This window comes from Paenibacillus sp. 2RAB27 (genome assembly GCF_052115445.1).
In the GTDB taxonomy this organism is placed as follows: Bacteria; Bacillota; Bacilli; order Paenibacillales; family NBRC-103111; genus Paenibacillus_E.
In genome coordinates, this window is record NZ_JBFRGR010000032.1 from 1 (window position 1) to 15,273 (window position 15,273).

Here is a 15,273-nt window from a genome sequence, read left to right on the forward strand (position 1 = left end):
ATCGAATCTTTTCATAGTGTACTAAAGAAAGAGTTTGTTTATTGTACGAGATTTTTGACCAAAGCCCAAGCACAACAAGATATGTTCGAATACATTGAACTTTTTTACAATCGTAAAAGGATCCATGGTTCTTTGGGTTACCTTTCACCAGTTCGATTCGAAGAAAACTATTACAAGAGTGTTGCTGAATTCTCTTAACGAGTGTCTACTTTCTTGACAGAGGTCCAAACCTCCATCTATTAGCAGAGGAATCACACATTTGAGCCTCATCGTGTAAAATTAATTACATAAAATCCATCTAACTCGATATATCGGCGAGATATCTCAAAATTAGATGGAGTTTTTCCAGTTAATCGTTATGTTGAATGGTTAAGATAGGACATTTAAGTCATAGCGTTAATTCAGCTTCGTTTTACTGTATATAACAGGACGTATCCTTACTCGATATTTTCACTAAACCAGCTTTACGGTACGGATGGAAACGAAGCAGCATCCACAACCGCGGGAGAAGCATCCAGCAGTGGAAGATCGTCAGGTGGATCAGCCAAGTACCAGGGATCCAAGGATACAGGATGAGTATCAAAGCAAGTCCAATGCAGAACAGGTGAAGCTGTACTTTGGTAACGAGACGTACGGATGCATTGCCTTCAGGTAAGAAGCCGGACCAGAAGATGCCCCAGCGATAGGACCAACCACGCATGGCCATTCCAATGGTGAAGTGGAAATAAGCGCGAATGAGCAAGGTATGGAAGATGAGCACAAGTGGATAGCTAACTAGTAAGGGGAGCCAATGAGACGAGTCAAATTTGTACAATACTATTAGAATAAGGGACGCATAATAGAGAACTATTTTATATATAGAATGGTAAAATCGCCTCATTAACGTGTAACTGTAAATCGTAGATTGTTTGGATAAATTGGATTCTTGTTTGATTGACATAAAGAGACCTCCGCGCTGCGGTAACGTGTATGAAGGTATTATCGGCATCTCCCTGCCAAAATATGAGCATTTAGCTAGTTTAGGAGAATCGAGAATCGGACATACTAGTTATAAAAGGTCATGGGGTGATCATATGGAGGAGAATCGGTTTGGACTATGTATGATTTGTGAGCAACAGCGGATTGGCGGCATTCATATTGTGACGGCGTTCATATGTGATGAATGTAGTAAGGAGATCGTCAAAACGAGCGTTTCTGACCAGAAATATCCGTTTTTTGTGAATCAGATGAAGAAGGCATTTTACATGGGGAATTCGAGACAGTATATGAATTAAGAGGAGAAGCTTCTTTTATAGAAGCTTTTTTTGTTTTTTTATCGGTAATCCACTACTATAGAAGGGTAAATTGAAAATTGAAAGCTATTGTAGCTGGGGGAGTTTGATCTGTTTGTGCAGCGAACATTTACATAAGGCTCGAGCCCCGCTTTTTGAGGCTATGGTTGCCCATCACGCTACGAAGTCCGTTAGCCTGCATGTGCCAGGTCATAAATCAGGCCAAGGGCTGCTGGAAGAAGGAGCAGGCTTTCTACAATCGATCATGTCCATTGATTATACAGAAATAACGGGGCTGGATGATTTGCATCATCCGGAAGGCGTTATTAGGGAGGCGGAGCAGCTCGCGGCTGATTGTTTTGGCGCGGAGGAGACGTATTTTCTCGTCGGGGGCAGTACGGTTGGTAATTTAGCCATGATCGGAGCTGTTTGTCAGAGGAATGACCTCATCCTTGTTCAAAGAAATGTACATAAGTCAGTCATTCATGGACTCATGCTGGCGGGTGCACAAGCTGTTTTCTTAGCGCCAGAGGTCGACGAAGAAACAGGCGTTGCAACAGGTTTACATATCGAGGTTGTTAAACAAGCGATAGAACAGTACCCAACTGCGAAGGCGTTATTTATAACGAATCCGAATTATTATGGTTTCGGGACGGATTTGAAGCCTTTTGCAGAGATGATGCATGAGAAAGGGAAGCTCCTGCTCGTGGATGAAGCGCATGGTGCGCATTTCGGCTTCCACGAAGAGGTACCCCCATCAGCCTTATCTCAAGGCGCTGACGCCGTCGTACAGTCTACACATAAGATGCTCACCGCTATGACTATGGGGGCGATGCTGCACGTACAGGGTTCAAGGATCAACCGTAAAGCCCTCCAACAATTGTTGGCGATGCTGCAAAGCTCAAGCCCTTCCTATCCAATTATGGCCTCATTGGACTTAGCGAGAAAGCGAATGCATACCGAGGGCCAATCTTGGTTGGAGCAAGGACTTACAATCATGAAAGAATTCAGAGAAGGTGTAGAGGCGTTGCAATGTCTCCGTTTCTATCCAAGAGGGCATCAGCAGTCATTCGGCGCGGGGGGCGTAGCAACTACGACAGATCCTTTTAAAATTGCTATATATGATCCTACCCATAGAATATCTGGAGCCGAGCTCAAAGAGCGATTAGAGGCTGAAGGGTGTTATATTGAGATGACGGATGGCTATCTGGTTTTACTGGTATTTACCCCTTCTAATTCAAGGGAGGATATGCTGCGTGTAGTCCAAGTTTTAAGCAACATTTGTTTGGACATCATGAACCGTAAGCAGGAACTTCAGGCGCCTATCTCGAATATAATTAAATTACCCACCTACGCACCCATCTCCTCACCAATAAGGTTTGACCATGGTGTCTTGTTTCAAGAGACAACTCAACTGGTTAATATAGAGGAAGCGATTGGGAAGCGTTCAGGTGAGATGGTCATTCCTTATCCGCCAGGTATTCCTTATTTATATCCAGGTGAAGTCATAACGGCTTCTGTAGCTGAGGCACTCGTATTTTTGGCTAGACAGGGCATCAGGTTCCAAGGAACCTATTTTGGGCAGACGAACAAATTAACTATATACACAGATCACGAAGGGGCTTCGTGAGGCAGCTAAGCAGGAGGAACACGTGAACGGAATTTTTATTACGTTTGAAGGGCCGGATGGCTCCGGGAAAACAACGCAGCTCAAAATGGTAGCGCAAGAGTTACAAAAGTTAGGACATGACGTACTTGTTACAAGAGAACCGGGTGGCACTGCAATTAGCGATAAAATCCGCAGTATTATTCTCGATCCTGTGAATAAGGAGATGGTGGATCAAGCAGAGGTATTGCTTTATGCAGCATCGCGTGCGCAACATGTTCACGAGCTTATCCTTCCAGCGCTGAAAGCTGGTCGAATTGTGCTTTGCGATCGATTTATTGATGCTAGTGTAGCCTACCAATCTTATGGGCTTGGCGTTGATATCGAGATGGTGAAGAATATTTCGAAATATGCAAGCTCAGGACTGCAGGCAACTAGGACTTATATGATGGACGTTCCCGTTGAAGTGAGTTTGGAACGATTAAATCAGCGAGCAGGTGCTACTGAGTTTACACAGCAGCTGGATCGCATTGAGCAGAAAAATGTCGATTATCACAGCAGAGTACGAGCAGGATTCCACCAAATTGCATCCGATCATCCAGAACGAGTCATCATGATTGATGCTAATCGAGACGTAGAACGTATAGCCGCGGATATATGGCAGGATTGTAAACAGTTGCTTGAGGAACATATTTCCGTCTAAAGCGGAAAACCAATTCTTAGTTTATAATATAAGGAGGCATCACCTATGAAACTAGTCGTAGCCGTTGTTCAGGATAAAGACAGTAACCGTCTCTCTAACGCTTTAATTAAGGAAGGGTTCAGAGCCACGAAGTTGGCAAGTACCGGTGGGTTTTTGCGTGCGGGGAATACAACCTTTATGATTGGTACGGAAGATGATCGTGTGCAAGAGGTGATGCAGGTGATTCGAGCAAATTGTAAAATTCGCGAGCAGTTGGTGACACCTGTTTCTCCAATGGGAGGAACAACGGATTCGTACATTCCATTTCCAGTGGAAGTGCAAGTGGGTGGAGCAGCCGTTTTCGTATTGCCAGTCGAACGATTCGAGCATTTCTAAACATAATCAGCTCTACACAAGGATGGATGCGTCTTGAAAATTAACCCGGGGCTGCAGCCCATCGGTAAGAATATTAAAGTTGGTGAGAATGTTCCACCGCCACAGATGGCTCCGCGGAATTTCTCTGACATCATGCAGCAGCACGATGAGAAGTATACGCAGGAACAGCTTACCAAAATGGTACAACAAATTACACTCCAAGGCGATCGTTTGTCGAGAGGCATGACCGTTAGAGCGCTTTTGCAATATAAGCTGCTCATTCGTCAGTTTCTCGAAGAAACAGCTCGTCGAGGTGTTAACTTAAGAGATACGAAGGGCTGGGATCGCCGCGGCCGTTCGAAGCGATATAAGCTTTTGGAAGAAATCGATCAAGAGCTCCTCTTGTTAGCTGATGAATTATTGGAAAATGAGCAGGGGCGGATCGAAATTTTGCATAGAATCGGAGAAATCCGAGGTATGTTGATCAACTTGTTATTTTAAAAATATAAGTGTGTAATGGGGCGAAAATAAATGTCCTTTCAATCTATACCGGGACAAGCAGCAGCCAAACGGCTGCTGCAGAACGGACTACGTCAAGACAGGCTGTCGCATGCGTATATTTTTAGTGGCCCTGTTGGGACAGGGCGTTCGGAAATGGCAATCGCACTCGCTAAAGCGATCTATTGTCAGATTGGAACGGATGATGCATGTGGTGAATGCCTGGAATGCCGTAAAGTCGAACATGGCAATCATCCAGACCTTCATATGGTCGCTCCTGAAGGCGCTTCAATTAAGATTGAGCAGATTCGGGAGTTGCAGAAGGAGTTCGCTTACAGAGCAACAGCGTCCGGAACGAAAATATATGTTCTATACCATGCAGAGAAAATGACGGTACAGGCTGCGAATAGTTTGTTGAAATTTCTAGAGGAACCGAACTCTCGTGTGGTAGCTATTCTGATCACTGAGAACGGAAATGCACTGTTACCTACGATCCAATCGCGGGCACAGTGGATCCAATTTACACCAATGCCACGTGAGCAGATGGTGCTCACCTTGCTGGAAGAAGGGCTTCCAGCGGCATTAGTACAACCAGCAGCACATGTAACAGCAGGTTTGCAAGCGGCAAGAGATTTAATTGCAGCAAATTGGTTTGCAGAAATGAGAACCGTAATGTTACAATTAGCGAAGGAGACGCTCACACGTTTCCCTACTTCCATGATTACCGTACAACAGCGGATTGTGAAAACAGAACTTGCGGATCATGTTTCGGCTTTGTTCGACCTATTGATCCTCTGGTTTAAAGATATGGTGCAGTTGCGCCTTGAGCGCAGAGATAAGCTTGTATATAATGACCAGCTAGACTGGATGAGCTCTCTCGCGTTAAGTCGAGATGTCTCGGTCTGGGTGCGTATGATGGAGCAAGCCGTAGATTTACAAAAGCGACTGCGTTCCAATGCCAATTCTCAGCTGGTTATAGAGAAAATGCTCGTGGAGATGCAGGGGGTGTAAGATGTACTCAGTGGTTGGCGTCCGCTTCAAGAAGGCGGGTAAAATATATTATTTTGACCCCATTGATTTACCGATCGAGAAAGAAAGTGCCGTTATCGTAGAAACCGCACGCGGTGTAGAATACGGCAAGGTCGTAGTGGGCAAAAAGATCGTCAAAGAAAACGATGTGGTTCTGCCACTCAAAAAAGTCATTCGCATTGCGGATGAAACGGATGCTGATTTGGTTGAAGAGAATAAAAAAGCAGCCAAGGACGCTTTCCAAACGTGTCATGATAAAATTAAAGACCACAGTCTTAAGATGAAGCTAGTGGACGTAGAGTATACCTTCGACCGGAATAAAATTATATTTTATTTTACAGCTGAAGGACGCGTCGATTTCCGTGAGCTTGTGAAGGATTTGGCGAGTATTTTTCGGACAAGAATTGAGCTTCGTCAAATTGGTGTGCGTGATGAAGCGAAGATGCTGGGTGGCATAGGTCCGTGTGGGCGAATTCTATGTTGTTCCTCCTTCTTAGGTGATTTCGAGCCAGTCTCCATTAAGATGGCGAAAGATCAGAATCTGTCCTTGAATCCTACCAAGATATCAGGGTTATGCGGAAGATTAATGTGCTGCTTGAAATATGAACATGATAACTATGAAAGTGCCAAAGATTCGTTACCGACGGTTGGCCGATTAGTGATTACATCTTTTGGCAGTGGAAAAGTATTGGGGCTTAATATTAAAGAACGTACGGCAAAGGTTCAATTGTTTGATCTTGGGAAAGCGCTAGATCTACCATTCGATGATGTTGTTGAACAAGAGTAGAAGATCGAAGATCCAAGGAGGCGCTGGCCAGTAAGCATGCATGGCACTAGAGGTGAAAGCGTGGATAAACAAGATATTTTTGGACAAATAGATGGGATCGAAGAACGAATGGGTACCACGTATGCTGAATTAGGTGCCTTGAAGAAACGGATTATTACCCTCATCGAAGAAAATAAGAGATTAAGCATAGAGAATCAGCAACTTCGTAAGCTCATTCGCCAAGAGGAAACGGTGGTTGAGGAGCCGACGAGAGATACTGAAGACGAACCGGTACAGCTACCAGGCGCCGGATATGATAATTTAACCCGCTTATACAATGAAGGATTTCATATTTGCAATGTGTATTATGGACACCTTCGGACCGAGGGAGATTGTTTGTTTTGCTTATCCTTTTTAAATAAATAAGATGCTTGGCCGTAGGGGTGTATCCCTTACGGTTTTTTTCCATAATAAGCAAGAAAGAGAAAGGGAAGACGTATGAAGCAAGTTTCGTTACAACCGACAGAGCGAATTGATGATTTATTGACATATGATTTGAAAATTATCCAAAGTGATGAAGTGTTCAGCTTCTCGATGGATGCGGTACTCCTAGGGAGGTTCAGCAGTGTTCCGCCTAAGGGGCGAATCGTAGACTTATGTACAGGTAATGGTGTGGTGCCCCTGTTGCTATCAACAAGGACGCGTGCGGAGATCTGGGGCGTTGAGATCCAAGAGCGTTTGGCGGATATGGCTGTGCGCAATGCGGAGATTAACGATCTATCGGAACGGTTGCATATGGTACAAGGCGATTTGAAAACCATTCACAAGACCTTGGGACACGGACAATTTGATGCTGTCACCGTAAACCCGCCTTATCTGCCTGTGCCTAATGGGGAGCAGAATAGTAATGCGCATTTTGCGGCGGCGCGTCACGAGATTCATTGCACGCTGGAGGACGTGATTGCGGCAAGTGCTAAGCTAGTCAAAGCAGGCGGTAAAGTCGCCATGGTACACCGGGCTACGCGGCTGGTGGACATCATCTATCTAATGAGGCAGTATCGTATTGAACCGAAGCGAATTCGTTATGTACACTCACGTGCGGGAGAAGAAGCAATGATGGTGTTGATCGAAGGAATGAAGGATGGCAAGCCGGAGATTCGTACCCTGCCGCCTCTGATTGTATACACAGAGAAGGAAGAATACTGCCAAGAGCTGAAAGACATCTACTATGGTGGACGGAGCTCTCTAGAGTTCTCGTAGATAGGCTAACTGTACGATTAATATAAAGTGATGAGGGATTTACTGTGAGTGTAACGATACAGAAAAGCTACCGCGACGAATCTAGCGGTGTAGGCACGCTATACCTGGTTGCCACACCGATCGGCAACCTTGAAGATATGACCTTCCGCGCGATTCGCACGCTGAAGGAAGTGAGCATGATTGCCGCGGAAGACACGCGGCAAACGCGCAAGCTGCTGACCCATTTCGAAGTCGCTACGCGACTGGTCAGCTACCACGAACACAACAAGCAAGCAAGCGGCCCGGAGCTGGTCCGCTTGCTGCTTGAAGGGCAGAGCATCGCGCTAGTCAGCGATGCCGGCCTGCCGGCCATTTCCGACCCAGGTTATGACCTGGTGCGGATGGCCGTAGACGAGGGCGTGCCGGTGGTGCCCATCCCCGGCGCCAATGCAGCCCTGTCGGCGCTGATTGCATCAGGCCTGCCGACAGAGCGATTCGCCTTCGTCGGTTTTCTCCCTAGGGAGAAAAAGGACCAGACGAAGTTGCTTGAAGGGCTGCAGCATGTGCAAGACACACTGCTGTTCTATGAATCGCCGCACCGCGTGGAGAAAACACTTCAGCGCATGGCGGAAGTGTGGGGGGCGGAGCGCAGGGTTTGCCTCGCCCGCGAGTTGACGAAGCGGTACGAGGAGTTCTTGCGCGGCACAATCGCAGAGTGCCTCGCGCACTTGGAGCAGTACCCGCCGCAGGGCGAGTACTGCGTGATCGCCGAAGGCGCATCCGACGCGGCCGTGCAGGAGGCGGCCGATGGTTGGTGGGAGGCGAAGTCGCTCGGCGAGCATGTCGCCCACTACGAGAATCGCGGGATCGATCGCAAGGATGCGCTGAAGCTGGTTGCTACCGATCGCGGATTATCGAAGCGTGATGTATACAATGCGTTGCTGGAGCGTTAAGGTGCCAAGCAAGGGGAATTATAGAAAAAGGCCCCACTAGGGGGGCCTTTCCATCTATCATATATGTAAGGGTGGTAAAATCATTGCATCAATTCATATTATGTCAGTCTTCTATCTTCTAAGGTCTATACAAAAAAAGATCTCTAACCCGTGGCCGAAGCCAACAAAGTTAGAGATGAAAGGAGATATGAAAAAGGTTAGAATTACCAATAGGATAAGTGCTACTTCTATTATATACTACTTTTCTTATTTTGTCACAGGTGTTGGCATTTCTGCTAAACAAATATGACAAACAATTTTTCCTTTGAAGTACGATACATTCTCCGCATTGCCACAGAAGATACAAGCTGGCTCATATTTCTTCAGCATGATGCGCTCACCGTCTACATATATTTCCAAAGCGTCTTTCTCGCCAATACCCAACGTGCGGCGCAACTCAATTGGAATAACAACGCGTCCTAGTTCGTCCACTTTTCTAACAATTCCGGTAGATTTCATCATATATATAAAACCCCTTTCGATTTTATCAATTTTTTATCAATATCGTCATGTTTCGACATTTGCTTATGACTTATGATACCAACGATTCCCAAAATAGTCAACCATATTTTCGCTGAAATCGAGTAGTTTTATCCCTATCTTAATTATTTGTGTAACGAGGTAAAAAACGAAGATGGCGCTATCTACAAGGGGTTGTAAGGATTATATTACGCGCTTTTCAAATGCCTATTTAATAAGAGATACTGGAAAATAGGCGATTGAGATCTGCATAAATTGGAATTTCAAATTCGACAATAATCGACATTGTAAAAGGTTTCATGTCGAAAATGTCGAAAGTATTAAACTATATTAAGGGGGTTCAAGCTGTATGAATGAAGAAAAGGTATTTAAAGATCCCGTTCACAAATACATTTACGTGCAAGACGATACGATTTGGGATTTGATTAATACCCGTGAGTTTCAACGGCTGCGCCGCATTCGTCAATTAGGCACGTCGTATTTAACTTTTCATGGTGCGGAGCATAGCCGCTTCTCCCACTCGCTTGGTGTCTATGAAATTACGCGGAAAATTATTTCGCAATTCGAACGCAATCACTATGAGGATTGGCCGAAGGAAGAGCGTCTGCTATGTTTATGCGCCGCATTGCTGCATGATTTGGGTCATGGTCCGTTTTCACATTCAATTGAGAAGGCTTTTGGCACAAAGCACGAGGACTGGTCCTGCCGCATCGTGTTAGGGGATACTGAAGTGAACGAAGTGCTGAGTCGCGTCTCGCCTGATTTTCCGAAGAAGGTGGCAGGTGTCATCTGTAAATCCTATAGCGAAGAGATTGTCGTCAGCCTGGTTTCCAGTCAGCTGGATGCGGACCGGATGGATTATTTGCTGCGTGATGCCTACTTTACAGGGGTTAACTATGGGACATTCGATTTGGAGCGAATTCTTCGGGTGATTAGGCCTTACAAGGGGCATATTGTTGTCAAAGAGAGCGGTATGCATGCGGTTGAGGATTATCTAATGTCTCGCTATCAGATGTACTGGCAGGTTTATTTTCATCCCGTTACGAGAAGTGCAGAAATTCTTTTGCATAAAGTATTTGCACGAGCTAAACATTTGTATGAGGAAGGCTATACGTTCGGATTTATGGTCGAGCCAATTCTTCATCTCATTCAGAATCAAATCTCCTTAGAAGATTATTTGCTGCTGGATGAGTCTGTCATGCAAACGATGCTGACCTTTTGGATTCAAGAGAAGGATGGTATGCTGAGGGATATGTGCAAGCGCTTCTTGGATCGTAAATTGTACAAGTACAGTACCTTCGATGGAGATCAGGGGGAGCTTATTCAGCGTATGGAAAAAGTGATGAGCGAAGTTGGTTTCGATCCAACGTACTATATGGAGATCGATTTCCCTTCGAATCAATCTTATGACGTGTACAGAGCTGGTGAAAATGATGATAATTTGCCGATCTTCTTGCTGGATCATAAGGAGACATTAACTGAAATTACGCATCGCTCCGAAATTGTACAGTCGATTAGTGGCTTCCAGATGGGTAAGCATCATGTGTACTATCCAGAAGAGTTTCTTGAGCGGTTGAACGCCGAAGATTATCCGGATGTTTGGAAGATGTTGGGGGAGCAAGAATAAACAGGTATAAGAGGCTATAAGCAAAATGACGGAACATCATTCATATTTAGTTACATAAGGGAGAACAGTCATGCTAACGGATTCACACACACATTTAAATGCGGAGCAATTCAAAGATGATCAAGATGAGGTCATTCAGCGGGCGTTAGAGGCCGGCGTTACAAGAATTGTGAATGTTGGCTTTAATCGAGAAACGATTCCTAGCTCAATCGAGCTTGCTGAGAAATACGATTTTATATATTCGACGGTTGGCTGGCATCCTGTAGATGCGATAGATATGATGCCTGGTGATTTGGAATGGATTGAGTCCTTATGCCAGCATGAGAAGGTGGTCGCGATTGGGGAGATTGGTCTAGACTATTACTGGGACAAGTCGCCCAAGGATGTTCAGCAACGAGTTTTTCGGGAGCAAATTCGGCTTGCACGTAAGTTGGGGATGCCCATTGTGATTCATAATCGGGATGCACATCAAGACATTCTAACGATTCTCAAAGAAGAGAAGGCAGCGGAGGTCGGAGGTATCATGCATTGTTTCTCGGGCAGTTGGGAGACAGCGAAGCAGTGTCTGGATATGAATTTCCATATTTCCTTTGGAGGCCCTGTTACATTTAAAAATGCGGTGCAGCCGAAAGAGGTACTGGCGCAGGTTCCGCTTGACCGTTTATTGATCGAGACGGATGCGCCGTACTTAACGCCACATCCTTTCCGCGGTAAGCGCAACGAAACCGGTTATGTTCGCTTGGTGGCCGAGACTGCCGCGGAAATTCGAGGAATGACGCTGGAAGAGATAGCTGAAATTACAACAAACAATGCGATTCGGTTACTCGGCCTCAAGTAAGGCGTTTTTCTTGAACTTCCGGCGTAGGACAACGCCGCATGCGAAAGAAATAAAGGCAAGACTGAGCAAGGGGACTACGATATACAGGATGGGGGTTCCCATCATGAATGGAATCGTTAGGATCACAAGCTCTAGTAAGAGGGTTAGCCAGATGATGAAGGCTAGCGAACCTGCTCTGGTTTTAGGTTCCAATGGATACATATGGAGCCAAAACGTATAGCGATGTGCACGCTCCAATGAAGTAAGCTGAACCATCGAGATGACAAGCGCAATGAGTAGGATGACGCTGCGCGCAGTCGTGGAATCTGCAACGGCCAGGGCTAAGATGCCAATCACAGTCAGACGTAGCACAATGGCGAACATCTCGGTGCGCAACAAGGTCTTCATATATAAGTAGAGAAACGCCGAATCCTGTCGAAATGGAATCGTTCGGGTAATCCCGCTGATCCAACCTCGGCGGGCTATTCGCGTTGGCAATTGAGGTACATCCACGAACCAGTTGAAGAAAGCATAGAGTCTTGCTTGCTGCTGCTTCTCTTTGGCAATCAGATAGTCCCATCCGATCACATATTTACCCACGGATCGGAAGGCAATCAGCCAAATGAATACAAGAAGCATGGCAGCTACACTTGCCCATAAACTGCTATAGTGAAACTGGATCGTTATTAAGGCAAGTGATGCCACCCATCGAAAACAAACAGATACGAATCGAGTTCGTTCAGCGGCAAATCTGCCTTCCTGCCAACTCGCTAATAGGTTCGCTACTTTTAATAGAAGTAATAGAGCGAATATGAGAAGAAATGGCTGTGCATCAGTACCTAGACAGTGTTTATATAGGGGTTTTACTGCGACCCATCCGAGAAATAACCAAACAGCCTGAAGTGATAAACTATACAAAAAGCTGCTTCGGAAATAGGTGCCCATTTCATGTTCAATCCGCAATAGAAACATCCGATCGGCACTGCGAGTCAGCGTTCGAATGGAGCTTGAAGCGACGAGTGGAACAAGCACGAGCAACACGATCCATAGGTACGGATAATCTGTCGGAAGACGCTGTAATGTTTTTGCATAATAATAGGAAGAAACGATGACAAGAAACAACAAAAAGCCGATAAAGTTGCTGCGTGCGGCATACTGCCAATATCCCATGGATTCCTTCCAATAATGTTGAAAACGCTGCTTCCATAATGCATGTGTATTAAATGCAGGCGTACTATCGGTTAAGTGACTCATGCCTTGTCTCCTTGAACGAGCTTGTAGAAGATGTCGTCTAATGACGCCTGAGGCAGCGCCGTCTGGGCGCGTAATTCGACTAAATCTCCCTGAGCCACCATGTGCCCTTTGTGGAGAACGACATAAGCATCGCAATATTTTTCAATTGTAGACAAAATGTGTGAGGAAATGAGAAAGGATGCACCTTTTTTCTTCATTTGAACCATGAGATCAAGCAAGGAACGTATGGCTAAAGGATCGAGTCCGAGAAATGGTTCATCGATAATATATAAAGAAGGTTCGATCAGGAAGGCATTCATGATCATGACCTTCTGTTTCATCCCTTTGGATAAATGACTTGCGAAGCTATTCAGCTTGTCTTTCATTTGAAACTGCTCTAATAAGGATCGAGAACGGGTTTCATAATCCGCTTTAGAAATACCGTAAGCCATCGCTGTTAGCTCGAGGTGTTCGCGAATCGTAAGTTCTTCGTATAACTCTGGACTTTCAGGCACATAAGCGTATGTTGCTCGGTAAGGTAGCGGATTTTCGGCCAACGTTAAACCGTTAATGCGAATGGACCCTTTTTGTGGCTGAAGCAGCCCAAGAATATTTTTGATGGTGGTACTTTTCCCTGCACCATTAAGTCCAATTAGCCCCATCATTTCACCTTGACGGATCGAGAAGGAAAGGTTATGAAGAACGGGTTTGTTGGGTAAATATCCACCGAATAAAGCGTTTACTTGCAAGATGGGACCCATCTCAATTGCCTCCCTAAATAGCAAATTTTTGGTATTATTCATTCAAATACTTCCAGAATCATTATAAACAAAATTGCATTTTTAGCCTAGTTTTGACCATTATACACTGAAAAATCGCGTATACGTACGTTAAAGTTAGACACATGTAGATATAAGTGGGTTATATATGAAAAATAATCGAAATTTAGGCGATTTAGCCCTTTTTAACGGGTGTTAATCCCTTTACAGGTTGAGATTAACAGCGTAATATACTTTTCATAATAACTTAATATCCAATTTGCCAATTTTCCATTCGCTGAGTTCCAAATGTGGAAACGGGGGAACCACTGCAAGCTTAATGAGCATACCAATGCGGTTAAGTAAGCAGAGAGTAACAGGGGTGAATCATAGACGTCAAACAAGCAGTTTGCGTTTACGTAGGGCGACTCTCACGTCCGAATCCGTCAGCTAACCTCGTAAGCGTAAGAGAGGTAACGATTGTCGTGCGTGCTATTTGTATTTCATTATGCAAACTAAGCCAGCGAGAAGAGTCCTCTTCTTGCTGGCTTTTTGTCCACATACAGGGTTCTACACAGATCAGAAGACATAAAATAACCCGGAATTCATAGGATGATGAATAGGTAAAAGGGGGGGACGACCAGATTCAGCGAAGTAACTTGCTGATGATGGCGAGCATTAAGTTAAACTAAAAACCTTAGTCGCGTCAAATTAATCATGCTGTAACCTGGCGGCGAGGCTTTGAAGGAGGACCGAAGAAGTGGGCAGTATCTCAATTAGCGAGACCCATGTAAAACGATCATCCAGCATGTCCTTCGCATTGCGATGGAAGCATGAAAACTTGCGTTTGATTTTAAGCCTAGCTATAATCTCAATCGCAATGACTTTCATGTTTTTGGTGTTGTTGTACGGAACGGCTACCAAGAGCGTATCCGTGGTTGTTAATGGACAAGAAACTATTGTGCACACGAAGCAATGGGTCCTGCAACGCCTACTGGATGAACAAGCCATAACGATTGGTGAGCACGATGAAATTTCAGCTTCACTCACGACCAAGCTCAAGGGTGGAGACAAAATTGTTATCGAGCATGCTTCACCGATTCAATTGACTGCTGATGGAAAGACCACCACTGTTTACACAACTGCAAGAACGGTAGAAAGTGCATTGCAACGTTTACATATTGCACTTGGGGAGAACGATCGTATTTCTCCCGAACCGACGTCCGCTCTTACCACTGGCGATGAAATCAAGATCGTCCGTGTGAAAAAAGAGACGGAGGAAGTCTCTGAACCGATCGCATTCGAGACAGAGAAAAAGAATGACGCATCTTTACTTAAAGGGAAAGAGCAAGTGGTCCAAGAAGGTAAAGAAGGCGTTTTGGTCAAGAAGAAAGAAAAGACTTTCGAGGACGGTGTTTTAGTCGCGGAAGCAGTTGTGGGTGAAGAAGTACAAACAGAAAGCATTAAGAAAGTAGTTTCCGTAGGCACGAAAAATCCTGTGGTTGTTCTCTCCGCCTCTTCACCGAGTGTGGATGAGGTTTCCAAGAACGGTGTGACCTTCGGCTACAAACAAATTCTCAAAAACGTGAAGCTGACGGCTTATTCAGCGGATGTTGCTTCGACAGGCAAAACTGAGGGCTCCTCGGGTTATGGTAAGACCTACACAGGTACTACGGTGACTGAAGGGCGTACAATTGCTGTCGATCCGAAGGTTATTCCGCTAGGTTGGTGGGTATACATCGAAGGGATTGGTTTCCGTCGTGCTGAGGATATTGGAAGCGGCGTGAAAGGCCAAATGATCGATGTGTACTATGAAGATCACGGCTATGCGAATAAATTTGGCACGAAGCAAGGGTACACTGTGTATGTGGTTGGCCCTACAAAACCGTCCCAAAACTAA

The 15,273-nt window shown here is 45.2% G+C and carries 18 protein-coding genes and 1 riboswitch; of the genes, 14 read left to right on the plus strand and 4 right to left on the minus strand.

Going from position 1 to position 15,273, the window contains the following annotated elements; genetic code table 11:
- Nucleotides 1-198 (plus strand): IS3 family transposase (locus tag AB4114_RS28520; protein ID WP_441991500.1); only part of this gene is annotated, 198 nt, incomplete at its 5' end.
- A gap of 214 nt (nucleotides 199-412) precedes the next feature.
- Here AB4114_RS28520 and AB4114_RS28525 read toward each other — a convergent pair.
- Nucleotides 413-940, minus strand: a complete 528-nt coding sequence (locus AB4114_RS28525; RefSeq protein ID WP_441991501.1) for a hypothetical protein — start codon at nucleotides 938-940, stop codon at nucleotides 413-415.
- Nucleotides 941-1,073: 133 nt separating this feature from the next.
- Here AB4114_RS28525 and AB4114_RS28530 point away from each other — a divergent pair, with 133 nt between their 5' ends.
- The 10 genes from AB4114_RS28530 (at nucleotide 1,074) to rsmI (ending at nucleotide 8,419) form a co-directional block, all read left to right on the plus strand.
- A complete protein-coding gene (locus tag AB4114_RS28530; protein WP_057313330.1) occupies nucleotides 1,074-1,274 on the plus strand; it encodes a sigma factor G inhibitor Gin in 201 nt (66 codons plus the stop codon).
- Between the two features lie 112 nt (nucleotides 1,275-1,386).
- The gene (locus AB4114_RS28535) at nucleotides 1,387-2,901 is read left to right on the plus strand and encodes an aminotransferase class I/II-fold pyridoxal phosphate-dependent enzyme (RefSeq protein WP_441991502.1); all 1,515 of its coding nucleotides are present in this window, start codon (nucleotides 1,387-1,389) and stop codon (nucleotides 2,899-2,901) included.
- A gap of 22 nt (nucleotides 2,902-2,923) precedes the next feature.
- A complete protein-coding gene (gene tmk, locus AB4114_RS28540) occupies nucleotides 2,924-3,580 on the plus strand; it encodes a dTMP kinase (protein WP_441991503.1) in 657 nt (218 codons plus the stop codon).
- Between the two features lie 45 nt (nucleotides 3,581-3,625).
- Nucleotides 3,626-3,955 (plus strand): cyclic-di-AMP receptor, encoded by a 330-nt coding sequence (locus tag AB4114_RS28545; RefSeq protein WP_056618038.1) that lies wholly within the window; start codon nucleotides 3,626-3,628, stop codon nucleotides 3,953-3,955.
- A gap of 33 nt (nucleotides 3,956-3,988) precedes the next feature.
- Nucleotides 3,989-4,435 carry a YaaR family protein gene (locus tag AB4114_RS28550; protein ID WP_171629538.1) on the plus strand — a complete coding sequence of 149 codons (447 nt, stop codon included), beginning with the start codon at nucleotides 3,989-3,991 and terminating at the stop codon, nucleotides 4,433-4,435.
- Between the two features lie 30 nt (nucleotides 4,436-4,465).
- On the plus strand, nucleotides 4,466-5,443 hold the full coding sequence (gene holB / locus AB4114_RS28555; protein WP_441991504.1) for a DNA polymerase III subunit delta': 978 nt from the start codon (nucleotides 4,466-4,468) through the stop codon (nucleotides 5,441-5,443).
- A gap of 1 nt (nucleotide 5,444) precedes the next feature.
- The gene (locus AB4114_RS28560; protein ID WP_441991505.1) at nucleotides 5,445-6,248 is read left to right on the plus strand and encodes a PSP1 domain-containing protein; all 804 of its coding nucleotides are present in this window, start codon (nucleotides 5,445-5,447) and stop codon (nucleotides 6,246-6,248) included.
- Between the two features lie 60 nt (nucleotides 6,249-6,308).
- Nucleotides 6,309-6,653 carry a DNA replication initiation control protein YabA gene (gene yabA, locus AB4114_RS28565; RefSeq protein WP_441991506.1) on the plus strand — a complete coding sequence of 115 codons (345 nt, stop codon included), beginning with the start codon at nucleotides 6,309-6,311 and terminating at the stop codon, nucleotides 6,651-6,653.
- Nucleotides 6,654-6,725: 72 nt separating this feature from the next.
- Nucleotides 6,726-7,487: a tRNA1(Val) (adenine(37)-N6)-methyltransferase gene (locus AB4114_RS28570; RefSeq protein WP_441991507.1), complete on the plus strand. Its 762-nt coding sequence runs from the start codon at nucleotides 6,726-6,728 to the stop codon at nucleotides 7,485-7,487.
- A 44-nt stretch (nucleotides 7,488-7,531) separates the two neighbouring features.
- Entirely contained in the window at nucleotides 7,532-8,419 is an 888-nt protein-coding gene (rsmI, locus tag AB4114_RS28575) for a 16S rRNA (cytidine(1402)-2'-O)-methyltransferase (RefSeq protein WP_441991508.1), read from the plus strand.
- A 246-nt stretch (nucleotides 8,420-8,665) separates the two neighbouring features.
- Here rsmI and AB4114_RS28580 read toward each other — a convergent pair whose 3' ends face one another.
- Nucleotides 8,666-8,920, minus strand: a complete 255-nt coding sequence (locus AB4114_RS28580; RefSeq protein ID WP_028557356.1) for an AbrB/MazE/SpoVT family DNA-binding domain-containing protein — start codon at nucleotides 8,918-8,920, stop codon at nucleotides 8,666-8,668.
- Nucleotides 8,921-9,287: 367 nt separating this feature from the next.
- On the opposite strand from AB4114_RS28580, the gene AB4114_RS28585 reads away from it, so the two are divergent.
- Nucleotides 9,288-10,565: an HD domain-containing protein gene (locus AB4114_RS28585; RefSeq protein WP_441991509.1), complete on the plus strand. Its 1,278-nt coding sequence runs from the start codon at nucleotides 9,288-9,290 to the stop codon at nucleotides 10,563-10,565.
- Between the two features lie 70 nt (nucleotides 10,566-10,635).
- Nucleotides 10,636-11,403 carry a TatD family hydrolase gene (locus AB4114_RS28590; RefSeq protein ID WP_056618017.1) on the plus strand — a complete coding sequence of 256 codons (768 nt, stop codon included), beginning with the start codon at nucleotides 10,636-10,638 and terminating at the stop codon, nucleotides 11,401-11,403.
- On the opposite strand, the gene AB4114_RS28595 is transcribed toward AB4114_RS28590, so the two are convergent.
- Entirely contained in the window at nucleotides 11,386-12,636 is a 1,251-nt protein-coding gene (locus AB4114_RS28595) for an ABC transporter permease (RefSeq protein ID WP_441991510.1), read from the minus strand. The two genes, AB4114_RS28590 and AB4114_RS28595, sit on opposite strands and share 18 nt — an antisense overlap.
- A complete protein-coding gene (locus AB4114_RS28600) occupies nucleotides 12,633-13,376 on the minus strand; it encodes an ABC transporter ATP-binding protein (protein WP_441991511.1) in 744 nt (247 codons plus the stop codon). Before AB4114_RS28600 ends, AB4114_RS28595 begins: the two co-directional genes overlap by 4 nt.
- 283 nt (nucleotides 13,377-13,659) lie before the next feature.
- Nucleotides 13,660-13,853: riboswitch (cyclic di-AMP (ydaO/yuaA leader) on the plus strand.
- Nucleotides 13,854-14,133: 280 nt separating this feature from the next.
- Between AB4114_RS28600 and AB4114_RS28605 the strand changes: the two genes are divergently transcribed.
- Nucleotides 14,134-15,273, plus strand: coding sequence for a ubiquitin-like domain-containing protein (locus tag AB4114_RS28605; RefSeq protein WP_441991512.1), 1,140 nt, complete (start codon nucleotides 14,134-14,136; stop codon nucleotides 15,271-15,273).